Consider the following 17,440-nt stretch of genomic DNA (forward strand, 5'->3'; position numbering starts at 1 on the left):
CCCTTTTGGTGAGGGGGCTGGCAGGCGCTTTTCGATTCTTCCTGCGGGCTTTGGGTGCGAAGTGGCGACGGATGCTTGGGTGGAGTTATATCCAGTTGTTGTGCCGGTGGAGTGCCGCCATGGCTGTTAAAATATATAATTTATGAAATATGCCACATATAATCTGTGTAAATCCGTGAAATCTGTGTCTAAAAAATAATGAAACCCAGCCTCCATCCTTCTTCAGTTCTCCTTCCGCCCCTTCGTGTTCACTTATACAGGGTGCCCCTTTTGGTATGCTCTGCCTGTCCTTGTGGTGATGGGGGTTGGCAGGCGCTTTTCGATTATTCCTGCGGGCTTTGGGTGCGAAGTAAGGATGGATGCTTGGGTGGATGGTGGGAGGTGGGGGGCTTGAAACTAAATTTCGAATTTCTATTTCGAAACTAATTTTTAATTGTGGATTTGGGAAGTAGTATTCAGTTGTTGATTGTGGAGTGTCGCCATGGCTGTTAAAATATACAAATTATGAAATATATAACATCTAATCTGTGTAAATCCGTGAAATCTGTGTCTAAAAAATGATGAAACCCAGCCCCCATCCTTCTTCAGTTCTCCTTCCGCCCCTTCGTGTTCACTTATACATGGTGCCCCTCCCGGTATGCTCCGCCTGCCCTTTTGGTGAGGGGGCTGGCAGGCGCTTTTCGATTCTTCCTGCGGGCTTTGGGTGCGAAGTGGCGACGGATGCTTGGGTGGAGTTATATCCAGTTGTTGTGCCGGTGGAGTGCCGCCATGGCTGTAAAAATATATTAATATTCGATTAAAAAACCACAGAGAATACAGAGCGATTTTACATTTCTCTGTGTTCTCTGTACCCTCTGTGGTTAATTTTAAACTGATTTCCAGATCAAATTCATTCTTCACCTTTCCTGCTGCCCCTTTTGGTTCACTTATACAGGGTGTCCCCCTCGGTCTGCTCCGCCTGCCCATGTGGTGAGGGGGGATTGGCAGGCGCCTTTCGTTTCTTCCTGCGGACTTTGGGTGCGAAGTGAGGATGGATGCTTTTGTGAGGGGTTGGAGGGGGGGGCTCGATTTGCATTAAAAAGCAGGCATTTGGTGGGCTATTCAACTGACCCTGCCACCGCAGCCCGTAAGGGCGGCATGGTGGCAGCCAGCCTTGTTGATAATGTTGCCTGGGTTCGGAGAGTCAGGAATGAGAAACAGGGTGCCGACTATGGATGTGATTTCTGCTGCCCTTTTCGGTTCACTTATACAGGGTGCCCCTCTTCAATCTGCTCCCGACCGCTCTTGTGGTGAGGGGGCTAACAGGCGCTTTTCGTTTAATCCAGGTAGTCTGTTCTGAGTGAGTGATTTGTGTTTGGATTGGTGTGTCTGCTCAGTGAGATATAATTATAAAGTTATTTTTGGTACTTCAATTAAAACCATTTATCAACAATTTCAGTAGCATTCGAAGTCAAATCAATAATGTTTTGTTTCAATTTACTAAATGTTATGTTTTTATCGAAATTGAATTTTGCAATTCTCAATGGTGTTTTATTCATCTCCCATTTTCCTATGTCGTTATTATTAACATGTTCAAAGAACAACTCTCTTCTTTGTCTATAATCATTCAAGAAAGTTTTATCATATGTTTCCAACTCTTTACGTGTTTGGTAGGGGCATGTAGTGTATTCAAGGTATAAATCGAATGAATCATACCTAGTATCCCATTGAAAGTCAATATTGATTTCAAAGCATGTGTGACCATTATTTACATTTTTACAGTTGGTGCCTCTCCACTGAGGATTTTTGTACCATTGACCTGCTGGGATGTATGAACTGCCACGATTGCCAGTTACAAAATAATCTATAGTGAAGCTGTCATCAATACCCACATGTTCAACCATTGTATGGAATGCTTTGTGAAGTGTAACAAGCCTCTTGGCTCTATTCAGGTAGTCGATGATAATATCTTCATTTCGAGGTGGTTTCCAATTGTAGTATTCATCTACTCTTTCCTTCAATTCATGCAATAGAATGTCTCTTTTCGAGTTTCCAAGGTTATCAGGGATGCATTCTGAAATGGAAAAGTAATTCAAAATCTTGAAAGTCGATGATGCAGGTTTATCACTATCAAGTGTGAGGTAGAAGAAAGTCATGTGAGGTTCATGACTATCGATCATTCCATTTTCATTAAGGTACTGTATCAAACTTAATTTGAATTCTTCACTTGCATAGCGTCGGGTCTGCTCCCACCCTTCACCAGAGAATAACTTATTCTCAATCAATATTATGGAACTACCTTTTTTGCTTATCAGCAGCATGTCCGGTACGTCTTTTTTCCTTCTGGTATTGGATTTGATAGTAACAGGCAGGCGAGTCTTTATGATCCAGTCCCCATAGTCAGGAACAGATAATACCGTAAGTGTATTTTTTTTAAATTCTGGTGATGTTTCAAAGGAATAAGCAATCAGGTCAGTGTAACTGTCTTCCCTTCCACCAATCCCAAGAATATCAAAAATATGTTCAACCATAGTAAATACTTGATAAACTCTGTATATCTAACTTTCTTTTAGTATCCTCCCTTCTGGAACCCGGGGGAATAATCGTGAAAAGATAGTTTTGGGTTAAAGAAAAGACATTATTTTCATAATAGAAGGGAAACTGTTAAACTTGGGATAATAATTTAAGGGGGGTATCCATGAAAAACCTACCATCACGTGATGCAGGCAGTATCATCATGGAACCCGTCTACGAATTCTGTCCATGTCTGCGGATAGTCTTTGCCTGGCACTGGGTAGTGGGGGCTTTTCGTCATCGAATAACTTTACCCGTTCAACACCATAGGTTTTTCGTGGATACCCCCATAATTTAATTCCAAATTCCAGTTTCGAAATTAATTTTAAAAGGATAATTTCAACTTTCATCCCATCTTCGGCTCTCCTGCCGCCCCCTCTCGCCTTCCTTCTGCCCGGGTGCCCGTCTGGATCTGTTCCGCCCGCCCTTTTGGTGAGGGGGGCTGGCAGGCGCTTTTCGATTCTTCCTGCGGGCTTTGGGTGCGAAGTGGCGACGGATGCTTGGGTGGGTGGTTGCAGGTGGAGGGCTCGAAACTAATTTTATTAATTGTGGGTTGGGGGGTTGTATTGAGTTGTTGTGTGCGGAGTGACGCCATGGCTGTTAAAATATATATTTTATGTGTTTTTTTGAACCGCAGATAAACGCTGATGAACGCAGATATTGCGACTAAATGCAGATTCTTTTGTATTTCGGTCAATGAAATTAGATTTAAATTCCGAAATAACATTTATCTGCGTGTATCTGCGTTCATCTGCGGTTGATATTGAAATGATTCCTGCCCCCCCTTGAATCACTCACCCACTGCCCGGACATGCTTCTCTGGCTGGGTGTGGGTGTAACTATTCAACTGACACTGCCACCGCCGGCCGAAGGGGCGGCATGGTGGCAGCCAGCATTATTGATCCATGTTGCCTGGGTAAGGAGAGTCTGGAATGAAAAACCGGGTGACGATTATGAATGTGATTCCTGCCGCCCTTTTTTGGTTCACTCTGCAGGGTGTCCTTCTCAGTATGCTATGTTCTCCTCCTTTTCCCCAACCGTTTCGTCAACCACTTCTCTATCTCGATAACAAAAAATCCCGGAAGTGCAGCCAGTATCATAAGCCCCCACCAGTCGAGCGGTAGGGGTGCGGTCTTTAGCGGATTTATCCCGATGTAGGGGGGAGCATAGACAATTGCAAGTTGCAGCCCAACAGTAATGAGAATACCTGCAAGTACCCATCTGTTTGAGAAAGGACTGAAGGTGAATGCAGATTCGGTAATCGAGCGCGCAGTAATCAAATAGCCGATATGTACAAGCATCACGGTTGTGAACGCAGCGGTTTGCGCCTGGGTGAGCAGGTACGGGTCAAGTATCAGGTTTCCATCAATTGCCGGCATCCCGCGGTAATAAAATATCGCAAAACCTGATACCGCCATAACAAGGGAGACAAGTCCGACCTTCTTGAAGAATGGAGAGTCGGTAATCCGTTCATTCATATTTCTCGGAGGTTTTTTGAGCAGGTCCTTCTCCATAGGTTCTTTAATGATCGGCAGCGCGAGTGCCACCGCATCGAGAAGGTTTATCCAGAGGATCTGCACAGGTTCGAGCGGGAGGCGGTCGTGGAAGAGTGCCAGGAACGGAGCAAGCATAATAGCTCCCAGCACCAGTATCGCCTGCCCCCCGTTTGTCGGGAGCGAGTACAGGATGACTTTTTTAATATTGTCGTACACATACCTTCCCTCTTCCACCGCAGCAACCACGGTTGCAAAGTTGTCATCAGCAAGAATCATGTCAGAAGCTTCCTTGCTCACTTCCGTTCCCGTGATACCCATGGCAATTCCAATATCAGCAGCCTTCAGCGCAGGTGCGTCGTTCACACCATCGCCGGTTACTGCGACAACATGTCCATGCTTTTGCATAGCCTGTGTGATTCGTAATTTGTGTTCAGGTGTAACCCGTGCATATACCGAGGTATCTTCTACGACACTATACAGTTCATCATCACTCATACGTGACAGCTCATCTCCGGTCAACACCCTGTGAGTATCTATTCCCAGTTTTGCGGCAATGGCTTTCGCCGTACTTGCATAGTCCCCGGTCACCATTGCAACCCGTATACCTGCATCCCTGCATTTTTTCACCCCGTCAATCGCTTCTTCTCTTGGCGGGTCAATCATTCCCTGGATCCCGAGAAACGTCATGTCCCTCAGGTCGCGCTCATCAAGCGTCGTTTTGTCAGTTACCTTGAATGCCATGGCAATCAGCCTGAGCGCTTCCTCTGCCATCTCATTGGCTTTTTCCAGTGTCTTCTCTTTGTTGACCGGTCTGATGTTCCTATCTTCCATCCTGGTACTGCACATCTCCAGTATCCGCTCTGGTGACCCCTTCACATAGATGATATTCCCACTCTCTGCCTCATGGAGTGTAGCCATGTACTGCTGTTCAGACTCGAACGGGATCTCGTCCAGCTTTACCAGGTCATCGTCAATACCCGCTTTCATTGCACAAACCAACAATGCACCTTCGGTCGGGTCTCCACGTATGGAATATCCGCCATTTTCCACGATACCTGCATTATTGCAAAGATACCCTGCCCTCAATGTTTCCCTCAACTCATCAGTCATCTCCTGCGGAGTGAATTCTCCAGAGGGTTCGTATCCGACCCCGCTCACCCTGTAGTCCTGTCCGCCCGAATATATCCAGGAAACCGTCATCTGGTTCTTGGTGAGGGTCCCGGTCTTATCCGAGCATATGACTGTGGTGCATCCAAGGGTCTCTGCTGCAGGTAATCTTTTGATTATCGCATTCTTTCGCGCCATTGCGGTCACACCGAATGCCAGGGACATGGTCACTATTGCGGGCAGTCCTTCAGGTATAGCGGCGACTGCCATGGATACCGAAGCGAGGAATGCATATATTACATCGTACCCGAACCATACTGCCAGGAGAAAATTAATAAAGGTGATTGTGAGGATCGCAATGACAAGGAACCGTGTAAAGTCCGCCATCCTTCTCGTAAGCGGTGTTACGATCTTTTTTGTCCGGGTAATCAGTGTTGCGATCCTTCCAATCTCTGCCTGGCTACCGGTACCGATAACGATTCCATATCCGAGCCCTTTCGTGACGAACGTACCGCTAAATGCCATGCACTTCTGGTCCGCAATAGTCGCTTTTCTCATAACCGGGTCAGTATGCTTGGCCACAGGTACGGACTCTCCTGTCAATGCTGCCTCATCTGTGCTCAGATTCTTTGTACGGAACAGCCGCATATCTGCAGGGACTTTATTCCCGCCCTCCAGGATCACTACATCCCCCGGGACCAGTTCCCTTGCAGGTATGACAATCGTCTCATTATCCCGTATCACGGTGCACTCAGGTGTCATCAACTTCCCAAGCGCTTCCACCGATTCTTCAGCTTTTCCTTCCTGGATAAAGCCGATTACGGTATTTGCAAGGACCACGGCAAGGATGACTACTGAATCCATCCACATATCCGCGCCTTTCCATATACTAAGAGCAGTGGTGATCGCAGCACAGGCAAGCAGGATGTAGATCAACGGGCTGTTGAACTGCATCAAAAATCGAATAAGTGGACTTCGTGACTTAAATGTCAATTCATTGAACCCGTATTTGCCAAGTCTTGCCTTTGCCTCATCCGGGGAAAGTCCTGATGGTCCTGACCGCTGTTTTTCGAAAACGTGGTTCACAGACAGTTGATACCATTTGATTTCATTTGATGATACAGTTTTTTCCATTGCACCCACGTTTAATAGTACGCTCTGCCACTAAATAAATATATATACCCAAAAAATAATTGCGGACAGCAAACCATGGCTGCCAACAAACAATTTACCGGTAAGTGTTACCGTTCAACAACATATCAGTATGAACAGCCCACTACCGATGGGATATCATCGGATGCCATTGGATATCATCAGGTGCTATCGGAAATCGTGGAAAACTACAGAAGACCAGCGGAGAGCAGAGGATTACACAGGAGGCAGTAACTTGGGATACAAAACGCTTTTAATAATCGGCATTGGTGGATTCCTGGGTGCTACGTCACGGTATTACCTGTCAGGACTGGTCAGGCATGACAATTTTCCCTACGGGACCCTTCTGGTCAACTTTATAGGGTGCCTGGTCCTGGGATTGTTGATATTCTCACATATATACCAGGGATATTTTTCTGATACGACCAGGAATTTTATCGCTATAGGACTTCTGGGTTCGTTCACCACCATGTCAACATTTTCCTACGAGACCGTGCGGCTGTTCAATGAATCCAATATAATGATGGGGTATGGGAATATACTCATGAACATTGTGTTGAGCATTTCCGGGATTTATGTTGGCAGGTTCATTGTAACGTCATTAAGCATTTGAGGAGAATTAAGCAGCATTGCCTTGTTTGACACATTTGTTTGATATCTTTGGTCGATTACCATTTTTTTTCTGCATATCACCTCCAGGTTAAATAAACTGCGGATTAAACCGCAGCTAAAGTAAATTATAATAACCCCCACAGCTACTATTAAACAATGGAACACTATTTTGCCCGGGTGGTACACTATGGGAATCAGGCCGATAACCCAAATAATAATACTTTCAATCCTCACAACGCTGATCATGCTTAGCGGATGCACTGAAAACAATGATGGTCAGCCGCAGGTTGATGATAACAATTCCGGCAATGGACAGTTTATTTATGGGGACGCTGCAGTTGAAAATATAGATATAATGATACTTGAATCGTTTCCGGTGCAGGTGATAGTGAAAGCTGCAGGATACCTTCCCGATGGCTGTACCGAGATAAACAATGTCACTACAAGCAGGAACGGGAACACATTTACCATCAGCATTACAACGATCCGGCCTGCTGCTGTCATGTGCACCCAGGCAATCGTACCTTTTAATGAGACCATCCCGCTTAATGTCCTTGGACTCAAGGCCGGCATCTATAATGTGACGGTCAATACCGTAAGCGATTCATTTGAACTGCACATGGACAATGCCATTACCGAGGGCTTGGACGGAGAAGGTATGGAATTGAAAATGGGCAATACCTTTTATGTTCAGCTCAATGAGAACCCCACAACAGGATTTTCATGGATGATGGATACCACTGACGGACTTGTTGTGGTCAATGATGAGTACATTGCACCCGACCCCGGACTGGTGGGTGCGGGCGGAGTTCACGTGTGGGAGATACAGGCGGTTGCAACAGGGACGCACCAGGTCTCAGCTTTGTACAGGCGCTCATGGGAAAATGTGACCGGGGATGAGCAGATATTTGGATTTACCGCAGAGGTCATTTAATATTTCAACGGGAAAGTGTTCATTTTACCATGGATTCGGAGCCGGTTATATATCCTGTATTTCGTTCCAAATAGTGCTGCGACACGACAGTCACTGCCAAATTTTCACGAACCCACTGCCATACTCTTTACCCACTATTCTACCCATATCCCTGCGACCTTACTTCCAGCTCGTCCAGGCACACAGTCTCAGTCTGGGACACATCCCCCAATGATACCTCGATATCAAAACAATCGAACTGCTCGATACGATTATTTTTCAGGTTCAACTTCACCCCGTTGGCAGATGAATTGACATTTGAGTCCAAAGAATATATGAACACGTTATCCTCTCCATCCTCAACACCGTAAACGCTGACATCCCACCTGAAACCCACATACTCCGAAGGAAGGGTCAGTTCAATAAATGCCCACTGGTCAGTAGTATTTATGTAGCGTGAACCATTGAACCAGGTATTAACGGTCACATCGAATGTATCGATACCATTATTGTCAGGATATTTTTCCTCCAAAACATTTTCCTGATAAAACAATAAGACGAAAGCTGCTACTATGAGCAGCACACAACCCAGGGCAACCACGATCATCATTATGAACTTTTGTTTACCATCCATTCATACCAGAGATGAACGTTACAGCTAATTACTTTTGCCACCCATGATCTCTTTGAGGAACCGCCCGGTATATGAACTGCTCACCAGGGCAACTTCTTCGGGCGTACCTTTTGCGATCACGGTGCCGCCACCCTCGCCACCCTCGGGTCCCAGGTCGATGATATGGTCGGCGGTCTTGATGACATCAAGGTTATGCTCAATGATCACAACAGCGTTGCCGGCATCGGTCAGCCTGTTCAATACAGACAATAGTTTATTCACGTCATCAAAATGAAGCCCTGTGGTGGGCTCGTCAAGGATGTACACGGTACGACCCGTACTTCTGCGGCTCAGTTCAGCGGAAAGCTTAATGCGTTGAGCTTCGCCGCCGGACAGCGTTGTGGCTGACTGTCCCAGTTTAATATATCCCAGACCCACGTCCTGGATGGTCTGGAGTTTGTTCGTGATCTTGGGGATGTTCCGGAAGAATTCAAGGGCTTCCTCAACGGTCATGTCCAGCACATCCGCGATATTCTTGCCCTTGTAGGTTATCTCAAGGGTCTCGTTGTTATAGCGGCTGCTGTGACATACCTCGCACTGGACATACACATCGGGCAAGAAATGCATCTCGATGGTGATGATACCGTCGCCGCTACATGCCTCGCACCGCCCGCCCCTGACATTGAAACTGAACCTTCCGGGCTTGTACCCGCGGGCCTTGGATTCAGGAGTCATAGCGAACAGTTCCCTGATCGGCGTGAACACGCTGGTATACGTAGCAGGATTGGAACGCGGTGTCCTGCCAATGGGACTCTGGTCGATGGTTATCACCTTGTCTATCTGTCCGATACCGTCAATGCCATCGTGTTTGCCGGGTTTTGAACGTGCGCGGTGGAGCTTGTGTGCCAGTGCCTTGTTCAGTATTTCATTGACCAGCGTGCTCTTGCCCGAGCCTGAAACACCGGTCACGCAGGTCATTACACCCAGGGGGAACTTCACATCAATATGCTTCAGGTTGTGTTCCTGCGCACCCCTGAGAGTCAACCAGCCGGTCGGAATCCTGCGCCTGGACGGGATCTCAATGTTCTTTTTCCCTGAAAGATACTGCCCGGTAAGCGATTGTACGGTTTTCATGACCTTTTCGGGCGGACCTGCCACTACGACCTCGCCGCCGTGGACCCCGGCACCTGGCCCCATATCCACGATATAATCTGCAGCGAGCATGGTATCCCGGTCATGTTCCACGACAATGATGGTATTACCCAGGTCCCGCAGTTGTTTCAGCATCCTGATAAGCCTGTCATTGTCCCTGTGATGCAGTCCGATACTGGGTTCATCCAGGATGTACAGCACGCCCACCAGGCTGGAACCTATCTGCGTAGCCAGGCGTATGCGCTGTGCTTCGCCGCCTGACAGGGTGCCTGAAGCGCGGTCCAGGCTGAGATAATCCAGACCAACATCGATAAGGAATCCCAGCCTGGCATTGATCTCTTTCAGGATGCGCCTGGCTATCAGGAATTCCCGTTCATTCAATTCAATAGTAGTAAAAAAATCCGCAGCATCCTTCACAGACATGGCAGATATTATATCAATACCTGTATCCTTCACCGTGACCGCAAGGCTATAAGGTTTCAACCTCTTCCCGTTGCATTCCTGGCACGGCGCCGTGCTCATGTACTGCTGGATCTTGTCACGCATCTCTTCACTGGTGGATTCACGGTACCGCCGCTGCAGGTTATGTACCACACCCTCGAACCTGCTGTAGTGTTCCCATACACCTGGCCTTTCCTTAGGTACATACCTGAACTTTACCTTCTCGGTGGTCCCGTACAGAATAATGTTAAGCTGCTCCTGGCTCAACTCTTCGATAGGCGAGGTTATGGAAAAACCGTATTTTTCAGCAACAGCCTTCAGGGTCTGGATGTGGTACCCGTTTGGCGATTTGCCCCACGGTTCAACAGCCCCTTCCATAATGGAAAATGTGGGGTCGGGTATGATAAGTTCGGGGTCGAATTCCATGGTACTGCCCAGTCCCTGGCATTTGGGACAGGCACCCCTGGGATTATTGAACGAGAACATGGCAGGTTCCAGTGCCTCGAAACTCAACGTGCAGTGGGCACATGACAGGTGTTCACTGAACAGCATCTCACGGTCTTCATCCACAACCTGTACCATTACCACACCGCCACCCACATGCAGTGCAGTCTCGACCGAATCGGCAAGACGTTCCTTTATACCTTCTTTTATCACCAGGCGGTCGATGACGACATCGATATTGTGCTTCTGGTACCTGCCCATCTGGATATCATCTTCCAGGCTGTGTATCTCACCGTCCACCCGCACCCGGCTGTATCCTTCACGTTTCAGGTCATCGAATAACTGTTTATACTCCCCTTTGCGGTCCTGGACAATAGGTGAGAGCACGTGTATTTTGGTATCTTCAGGCAGTACCATCACGCTGTCGATGATCTGGTCAAGGGTCTGTGGTGCTATCTCCCTGCCGCAATCAGGGCAGTGCGGCACGCCTATCCTGGCATACAGCAGCCTGAGGTAATCGTGTATCTCAGTTACCGTGCCCACGGTTGAGCGCGGGTTCTTGCTGGTGGTCTTTTGTTGAATGGAGATGGCAGGGGAGAGCCCTTCTATATATTCGACATCGGGTTTGTCCATCTGGCCAAGGAACTGGCGGGCATAGGCTGAGAGGGATTCCACATAACGACGCTGTCCTTCCGCATAAATGGTATCGAATGCAAGCGAGGATTTACCGCTACCGCTGATCCCGGTAATAACGATGAATTTGTCCCTGGGCAGTTCCAGGTCGATATTTTTGAGGTTGTGTACCTTTGCGCCTTTGAGCAGTATCTTATCAAGTGCCATTTTGTAGCTCAAGATTTACCTGAACCATATTAACACTTTCAGCCAGACAATTCTGGAATGAGGGTAAAAAGCAGGAAGGTTTATTGCGAAATAAGACTAAATATTAATGGGGAATGGAAATATGAGCTATGTATGTATCTATCTTGTAGGTAATCGATGTACTGCTAGCGCGAGCCATTATTTTCCTGACGCAAAACACATTGAGAAGTATTGCCATAGTCTTGATTGCCAGAGATGTCCTGTCATGATGACGTACATAACCCGGCCAGGTATATTTTCAGATGGGTGGTAGAATAATAACGATTTTAGCCGATTTTAGTCTATTTCTTCCAGTTTCTGTTTCAATTCCCTGATACGATCCCTCATAGAAGCAGCATCTTCGAACTCAAGCTGTTTTGCTGCCTTTTGCATTCTGGCTTCCAGGTCGATCATGAGGTCCAGTATCTCCTCCTGGGACAGATCTTCAAAGAGTTGTGTGCCAATTTCTTCGTGTTTTGGTACAATGTCTTTTCGAATAGATTTGGTTATGGACCGTGGTGTGATATTGTGCTGTCTGTTATATTCCTGCTGGATGAGACGACGCCGGTTTGTTTCATCCATCGCTCTTTTAATGGAACCGGTTATCTTATCGGCATACATTACCACCCTGCCTTCCACGTTGCGGCTGGCGCGGCCGATGGTCTGGATGAGCGAGCGCTCAGACCTCAGGAATCCTTCTTTATCAGCATCAAGAATGGCGACCAGTGACACTTCGGGAAGGTCAAGACCTTCCCTCAACAGATTAATGCCCACCAGTACATCGAACTGGCCCAGGCGCAGATCCCGTATTATTTCCACCCGTTCAAGGGTCTGGATATCAGAGTGCATATACCTGGCTTTGATATCGAGTTCAGCCAGGTATTCGGTCAGGTCTTCAGCCATCCGCTTGGTCAGGGTAGTGACCAGGACGCGCCCGCCTGCATCCACCTCACGCCTGACCTCTCCTATCAGGTCGTCCACCTGTCCCTGTACAGGACGTATCGCAACTTCGGGGTCTACCAGCCCGGTAGGCCTGATGATCTGTTCAACCACTCTGGCGCTATTTTCCAGTTCAAAATCACCGGGCGTGGCCGAGACATATATGGTCTGCCCCGCACGTTTGCGAAACTCATCGATCCTGAGCGGCCTGTTGTCATAAGCACTGGGTAACCTGAAACCGTTTTGTACCAGCGCGTCCTTGCGGGCGCGGTCTCCATTGTGCATCCCCTGTATCTGCGGGAGGGTAACATGGCTTTCGTCAAGGATGGCTAAATAGTCATCAGGAAAAAAATCAAGGAGGGTATAAGGGGGTTCTCCAGGCGAGCGGCCTTCCATATGCGCGCTGTAGTTCTCGATACCGGAACAGTACCCTATCTCGCGCATCATTTCGATATCGAACCGCGTTCTTTGTTCCAGCCGCTGTGCTTCCAGAAGTTTCCCCTGGGAACGGAACCGCTCAACTTCCACTTCCAGTTCCGCTTCTATTGAGACTATGGCTTTTTCGATGGCCTCGGCAGGCATAACATAATGCCTGGCAGGGTATATTGCAGCGCACTGGAGGTCGTGCAGGGTATGACCTGTCAACGGGTCGAACTCGGTTATCCGTTCCACTTCGTCGCCGAACAATTCTATGCGCAACCCCTGGTTCGACATAGCGGGAAAGATTTCTATGGTATCGCCGCGCACTCTGAAATTGCCCTGGGTAAAGTTCAGGTCATTGCGCTCGTACTGGATATCTACCAGCGCGGCCTGGATATATTTTCGTTCGATATGCTGGCCCACATCAAGCACCAGCGTCATGCTGCGCCATTCTTCAGGACTGCCCAGTCCGTAGATACAGGATACACTTGCTACCACGACCACATCCCGCCGTTCTATGAGCGAGCGGGTGGTAGCGAGCCTGAGTTTGTCTATCTCTTCATTGATGTGGGCATCTTTTTCAATATAGGTATCTGTGGTGGGCAAATAGGCTTCCGGCTGGTAGTAATCGTAATAACTGACAAAGTATTCCACTGCATTCTCAGGGAAGAACTCCTTGAACTCGCTGTACAATTGGGCGGCGAGGGTCTTGTTATGGGCAATGACCAGGGTGGGGCGCTGGACTTTTTCGATCACCTTAGCTACCGTGAAGGTCTTGCCTGAACCAGTGACCCCGAGGAGGGTCTGGTGTCGTTCACCGGCCTGGATACCTTTTGACAGGGATTCTATAGCAGGTCCCTGGTCACCGGTGGGCTGGAATTCTGATACGACGTTAAAAGCGGGCATTTACTGGAGGATATGTTTAGGAGAGGTATTAAAAGGTAGGTTGGTAACCGGGTCATATAATTAGTAGATAGGGATTTTCTTCTGCTGAAAAAGGGCATTTGCGGATTTTATTACAAATAATTAAATACTATCTGATGTTATAACCAAAGAATGGTTACATGTTATTTCGAAAAAACAGGCACAATTCAGATAATCAAAACACTTTATGTGTGATTCATATTTTTAATAATGGCGAATGTTCCCATTAATACGTTGTACGAGGAGGATATTGTTTGTGGATAAAATCAAAATTGCAATTGTAGGTCTTGGAAATTGTGCCAGTTCCCTGATACAGGGAATTGAGTATTATAAGAATAACGACAGCAATAGTGTTAATGGACTCATGCATTGGGACCTCGGAGGTTACCTTCCTTATGATATTGAGGTCGTGGCAGCTTTTGATGTTGATAAGCGGAAAGTGGGAAAGGATGTATCAGAGGCTATATTTGAAAGACCGAATTGTACGACCGTGTTTTGTAAAGATATACCCCGCACCGGCGTAAAGGTGATTATGGGGCAGGTGCTGGACGGCATATCAGAACACATGAGCGGTTATGATGACAAAGCCACCTTTATTGTTTCTGATGAAAAGGAGGCTTCGAAAGAGGATATCGTAGATATACTAAATGCCACCAGGGCCGAGATTCTTTTGAATTACTGTCCTGTAGGGTCTGAACAGGCCACACGGTTCTATGCAGAATGTGCCCTGGAAGCCGGAGTGGCGTTTATCAATAACATGCCTGTTTTCATTGCAAGTAATCCGGAATGGGCTGCCAGGTTCAAGGAAAAAGGCATACCCATAATAGGCGATGATATAAAAGCACAGATAGGGGCCACCATTACCCACAGGACCCTGGTTGACCTGTTCAGGAAACGCGGAGTGAAAATTGACAGGACATACCAGTTAAATACCGGGGGGAATACTGATTTTCTGAATATGCTCAACAGGGAGAGGCTTGCCTCTAAAAAGACGTCAAAGACCGAATCGGTGCAATCTGTGCTGTCCGAGAGGCTCGATGATGATAATATCCATATCGGTCCCAGCGATTATGTCCCGTGGCAAAAGGATAACAAGGTCTGCTATCTGAGGATTGAAGGCAAGCTGTTCGGTGATGTGCCCATGAACCTGGAAATGCGACTGTCTGTGGAGGATTCGCCAAACTCTGCGGGAGTGGTGGTAGATGCCATCCGCTGTTGCAAACTGGCACTTGACAGGGGTGTAGGCGGGATACTGTATTCTCCATCCTCATATTTCATGAAGTACCCGCCCGAACAGCATTCCGATACTGAGGCTTACCAGTTGACGGAAGATTTCATCAACGGTGATAGAGAGAACTGAACAGGGACCTTACCCTGCCGGGCTATTGAGCTCACGAACACGACCATGTCTGGGGAACGGGAAGTTATCCTTGTCAAAAAATTAGTGAATAAACGCATCGACTGTACCTGCGGGGTGGCTGTGATGCCCATTGACCCCTCGCCTGAAGTAAGTGAGGCCATCAAGAGAGTGGCCCGGGAGTCTGGTGCACGTTTTCGTATTATTGATACCTCGGTGCATCCGGAGGTAGTTTCAAAGTATCATATCAAGGAACTGCCTGCTGTTTTGATAGAAGAAAGGGTGTACGAGGCTGATGAAGGAACGGTAAAGAGGGTGCTGGCTGAAATTACCAGCTGAAATAGAGCCAAAAATGGGGTTTTTATTTGTAAACAGGCGAATATGGTGGTTATTTTAAGACATTTTTAAGAAAATGCTATTCGCCCAATGTTTCATGTGGAAAAATACGAAAAAGGGTAATGTGCAGACCAGCGACCAGAAGATCCGTATCTACAGTACAGGCAATACCGTAATGAAATGATTTATAGCATATTTAATGGGTTATTTATTAAGGGAGAACATGAGACTTCGTAATCTAGCGATTGTGTGCATATTGGTAATATCTGCTGTTTCCGGGTGCCTATCTAATACAGAAAAGATAAACGATTACGGGAATGAGACCGAAGCTACCCAATACCAGGGTATCAAATTAACTCCTCTGAGCAGGCAGCGTAATAATGCAGTAGAAGGAACTCAATATATCGATAAGGAAACGTACAGGCTGCAAATTGATGGACTGGTGGAAAAGCCGGTAAATCTTACGTATGACCAGATACTTGCATACCCTTCAACATCCAAAGTGGTCGACATGAACTGCGTGGAAGGGTGGGGCTTTACTGCAAAATGGACCGGGGTTCTCTTCGAAACATTGCTCAACGATTCGGGTGTTCATGAAAATGCTACTGACGTGATATTCTACTGCGCTGACGGATATTCCACGTCACATGACCTCGATTTCCTGATGGATAATGATATCATGCTTGCCTACAGGATAAATGACGTTACCCTGCCTCATAGCAGAGGATTTCCTTTGCAGCTGGTTGCTGAGGATAAGTATGGGTACAAGTGGGCTAAATGGATAACCCGTATCGAAGTTACGAATGCCGAGTACAGGGGGTACTGGGAGAGCAGGGGGTACAGTGATAGAGCTGATGTAGGTGGACCTGCATTTGAAAGATGAACGGGTAACTCCGTATGAAGAACATGTGTTAAAAAGTGTTATGTATACCTCGGATGATCCCGGATACATGAAAGATGAGGATGGTGAGAAAATCTCACCAATTCCCTTTTAGATTTATTTCATGACGATCCTCGGTCATACATCAGATTTGACACTATTTTGATAGTACATAAAGTATACCTTTTTGTACTCAAGTAAATCCGACCGCAGGGAGGATTTTCTTGTACCTCATACTACAGTTATCGTCTGCGTGTCTGGGATTTCACTACTTTTCAGGCTGAAACTGAATGTACCCGTTTCATTGAAAGTGTATTCATGATATCTCATATAACTGATATCGATCGGTTCTTCCCAGAATCCATCTTCACTTATCAAATACCTATGACTCTTTTTGAGCTCACGGTTCTGCCATTTGATAGTTGTACCTGCGGGTATTATTATATCCATGGGTAATGAGAAACGATTTAGCGAAAACTGACTTATATATTCAGCAGGTTCATTTACAGGCATTGTATCGGGTCTCAGAAGTGTTTCCATTATCCCAAACTGGAACTCGCCATATTCTAAACAAGTCAATGCTTCGTCCATTTTTGAAAAATCGGTTCTGGTAGGATCATATTCTGCATAATATCCGGCGAGTCGGTATGCTTCCAATGCATGTTCATATTGTTCAACAATTATTTGATTTTCGGGAGAAACATGGAACCCTTTTACTTTTAATTGATCATCTTCGACATACTCTTTGAGGGTTTTGCCCCAATTTCCGGTTCGCATATTAATAGTGGTCTGACTTCTGATTGAACTCATAGAATCTAATGTCCATGCAATGAATTGTTCGTCATCATATGTTTCCACTACTATCGGAGTTAGGGATGTTGTATTTTTTGAAATGAATGTTGTTTCATCAGTTTTATCATCATTGATATCAGACTCTTCTGCAGGCGCAACGGCAGGTTTTCTTACATGTTCGTAAGGCTTGACATCATATTCATCAACACAACCCAAAGTTAGCATCAATAGTAAAATGACTGCTATTCCTATGATTACGTTTTTCTTTCCATTCATTTTTCTCTACCTTCTTCAAAAATATATACTATATTATACTATCCATGTTTTTGTTTAAATAAATTGTGAACAATTTAAGGAGAATGTATACGATTAACATTGACTGAACATGAAATTATTATAAGTACAGGGCTAATCAGACAGTATCGAGCAGATGTACACTATTTTAATGTCT

General features: G+C 46.5%; 14 protein-coding genes. 6 read left to right on the forward strand and 8 right to left on the reverse strand.

From position 1 onward, the window contains the following. Positions 1-1,189: 1,189 nt before the first annotated feature. Positions 1,190-1,339 carry a hypothetical protein gene (locus tag K0A89_04335; GenBank protein MBW6517714.1) on the forward strand — a complete coding sequence of 50 codons (150 nt, stop codon included), beginning with the start codon at positions 1,190-1,192 and terminating at the stop codon, positions 1,337-1,339. A 73-nt stretch (positions 1,340-1,412) separates the two neighbouring features. Here K0A89_04335 and K0A89_04340 read toward each other — a convergent pair whose 3' ends face one another. The 4 genes from K0A89_04340 to K0A89_04355 form a co-directional block, all read right to left on the reverse strand. After that, a complete protein-coding gene (locus K0A89_04340) occupies positions 1,413-2,510 on the reverse strand; it encodes a PD-(D/E)XK nuclease family protein (GenBank protein MBW6517715.1) in 1,098 nt (365 codons plus the stop codon). 204 nt (positions 2,511-2,714) lie between these two features. Beyond that, entirely contained in the window at positions 2,715-2,903 is a 189-nt protein-coding gene (locus K0A89_04345; GenBank protein ID MBW6517716.1) for a hypothetical protein, read from the reverse strand. Further along, positions 2,900-3,148 carry a hypothetical protein gene (locus tag K0A89_04350; protein ID MBW6517717.1) on the reverse strand — a complete coding sequence of 83 codons (249 nt, stop codon included), beginning with the start codon at positions 3,146-3,148 and terminating at the stop codon, positions 2,900-2,902. Before K0A89_04350 ends, K0A89_04345 begins: the two co-directional genes overlap by 4 nt. A gap of 418 nt (positions 3,149-3,566) precedes the next feature. Beyond that, the gene (locus K0A89_04355) at positions 3,567-6,290 is read right to left on the reverse strand and encodes an HAD-IC family P-type ATPase (protein MBW6517718.1); all 2,724 of its coding nucleotides are present in this window, start codon (positions 6,288-6,290) and stop codon (positions 3,567-3,569) included. Positions 6,291-6,453: 163 nt separating this feature from the next. On the opposite strand from K0A89_04355, the gene crcB reads away from it, so the two are divergent. Together crcB and K0A89_04365 are read left to right on the forward strand one after the other, a co-directional pair. Next, on the forward strand, positions 6,454-6,921 hold the full coding sequence (crcB, locus tag K0A89_04360) for a fluoride efflux transporter CrcB (protein ID MBW6517719.1): 468 nt from the start codon (positions 6,454-6,456) through the stop codon (positions 6,919-6,921). Between the two features lie 186 nt (positions 6,922-7,107). Continuing rightward, a complete protein-coding gene (locus K0A89_04365; GenBank protein MBW6517720.1) occupies positions 7,108-7,854 on the forward strand; it encodes a protease inhibitor I42 family protein in 747 nt (248 codons plus the stop codon). Between the two features lie 139 nt (positions 7,855-7,993). Here the strand turns inward: K0A89_04365 and K0A89_04370 are convergent, their stop codons facing one another. The 3 genes from K0A89_04370 to uvrB all read right to left on the reverse strand — a co-directional run bounded on the left by K0A89_04370 (position 7,994) and on the right by uvrB (position 13,606). Continuing rightward, positions 7,994-8,467 (reverse strand): hypothetical protein, encoded by a 474-nt coding sequence (locus tag K0A89_04370; GenBank protein ID MBW6517721.1) that lies wholly within the window; start codon positions 8,465-8,467, stop codon positions 7,994-7,996. Between the two features lie 24 nt (positions 8,468-8,491). Next, positions 8,492-11,323 carry an excinuclease ABC subunit UvrA gene (uvrA, locus tag K0A89_04375; GenBank protein MBW6517722.1) on the reverse strand — a complete coding sequence of 944 codons (2,832 nt, stop codon included), beginning with the start codon at positions 11,321-11,323 and terminating at the stop codon, positions 8,492-8,494. Positions 11,324-11,638: 315 nt separating this feature from the next. Further along, positions 11,639-13,606, reverse strand: a complete 1,968-nt coding sequence (uvrB, locus tag K0A89_04380) for an excinuclease ABC subunit UvrB (GenBank protein MBW6517723.1) — start codon at positions 13,604-13,606, stop codon at positions 11,639-11,641. A gap of 274 nt (positions 13,607-13,880) precedes the next feature. On the opposite strand from uvrB, the gene K0A89_04385 reads away from it, so the two are divergent. The 3 genes from K0A89_04385 (at position 13,881) to K0A89_04395 (ending at position 16,200) form a co-directional block, all read left to right on the forward strand. Continuing rightward, positions 13,881-14,984 carry an inositol-3-phosphate synthase gene (locus K0A89_04385; GenBank protein ID MBW6517724.1) on the forward strand — a complete coding sequence of 368 codons (1,104 nt, stop codon included), beginning with the start codon at positions 13,881-13,883 and terminating at the stop codon, positions 14,982-14,984. A 45-nt stretch (positions 14,985-15,029) separates the two neighbouring features. Further along, the gene (locus K0A89_04390) at positions 15,030-15,320 is read left to right on the forward strand and encodes a hypothetical protein (protein MBW6517725.1); all 291 of its coding nucleotides are present in this window, start codon (positions 15,030-15,032) and stop codon (positions 15,318-15,320) included. Between the two features lie 220 nt (positions 15,321-15,540). Next, positions 15,541-16,200, forward strand: a complete 660-nt coding sequence (locus tag K0A89_04395; protein MBW6517726.1) for a molybdopterin-dependent oxidoreductase — start codon at positions 15,541-15,543, stop codon at positions 16,198-16,200. Positions 16,201-16,428: 228 nt separating this feature from the next. On the opposite strand, the gene K0A89_04400 is transcribed toward K0A89_04395, so the two are convergent. Further along, complete coding sequence (locus K0A89_04400; protein MBW6517727.1) at positions 16,429-17,265, reverse strand: hypothetical protein; 837 nt, start codon at positions 17,263-17,265, stop codon at positions 16,429-16,431. Positions 17,266-17,440 lie beyond the last annotated feature (175 nt).

This window comes from ANME-2 cluster archaeon, from assembly GCA_019429385.1.
In the GTDB taxonomy this organism is placed as follows: Archaea; Halobacteriota; Methanosarcinia; order Methanosarcinales; family Methanocomedenaceae; genus Methanocomedens_B.

Coding starts and splice junctions, on each gene's coding strand:
- K0A89_04335 (MBW6517714.1), top strand. CDS start 1,190: ATGAGAAACAGGGTGCCGACTATGGATGTGATTTCTGCTGCCCTTTTC.
- K0A89_04340 (MBW6517715.1), bottom strand. CDS start 2,510: ATGGTTGAACATATTTTTGATATTCTTGGGATTGGTGGAAGGGAAGAC.
- K0A89_04345 (MBW6517716.1), bottom strand. CDS start 2,903: ATGAAAGTTGAAATTATCCTTTTAAAATTAATTTCGAAACTGGAATTT.
- K0A89_04350 (MBW6517717.1), bottom strand. CDS start 3,148: ATGGCGTCACTCCGCACACAACAACTCAATACAACCCCCCAACCCACA.
- K0A89_04355 (MBW6517718.1), bottom strand. CDS start 6,290: ATGGAAAAAACTGTATCATCAAATGAAATCAAATGGTATCAACTGTCT.
- crcB (MBW6517719.1), top strand. CDS start 6,454: ATGCCATTGGATATCATCAGGTGCTATCGGAAATCGTGGAAAACTACA.
- K0A89_04365 (MBW6517720.1), top strand. CDS start 7,108: ATGGGAATCAGGCCGATAACCCAAATAATAATACTTTCAATCCTCACA.
- K0A89_04370 (MBW6517721.1), bottom strand. CDS start 8,467: ATGGATGGTAAACAAAAGTTCATAATGATGATCGTGGTTGCCCTGGGT.
- uvrA (MBW6517722.1), bottom strand. CDS start 11,323: ATGGCACTTGATAAGATACTGCTCAAAGGCGCAAAGGTACACAACCTC.
- uvrB (MBW6517723.1), bottom strand. CDS start 13,606: ATGCCCGCTTTTAACGTCGTATCAGAATTCCAGCCCACCGGTGACCAG.
- K0A89_04390 (MBW6517725.1), top strand. CDS start 15,030: ATGTCTGGGGAACGGGAAGTTATCCTTGTCAAAAAATTAGTGAATAAA.
- K0A89_04395 (MBW6517726.1), top strand. CDS start 15,541: ATGAGACTTCGTAATCTAGCGATTGTGTGCATATTGGTAATATCTGCT.
- K0A89_04400 (MBW6517727.1), bottom strand. CDS start 17,265: ATGAATGGAAAGAAAAACGTAATCATAGGAATAGCAGTCATTTTACTA.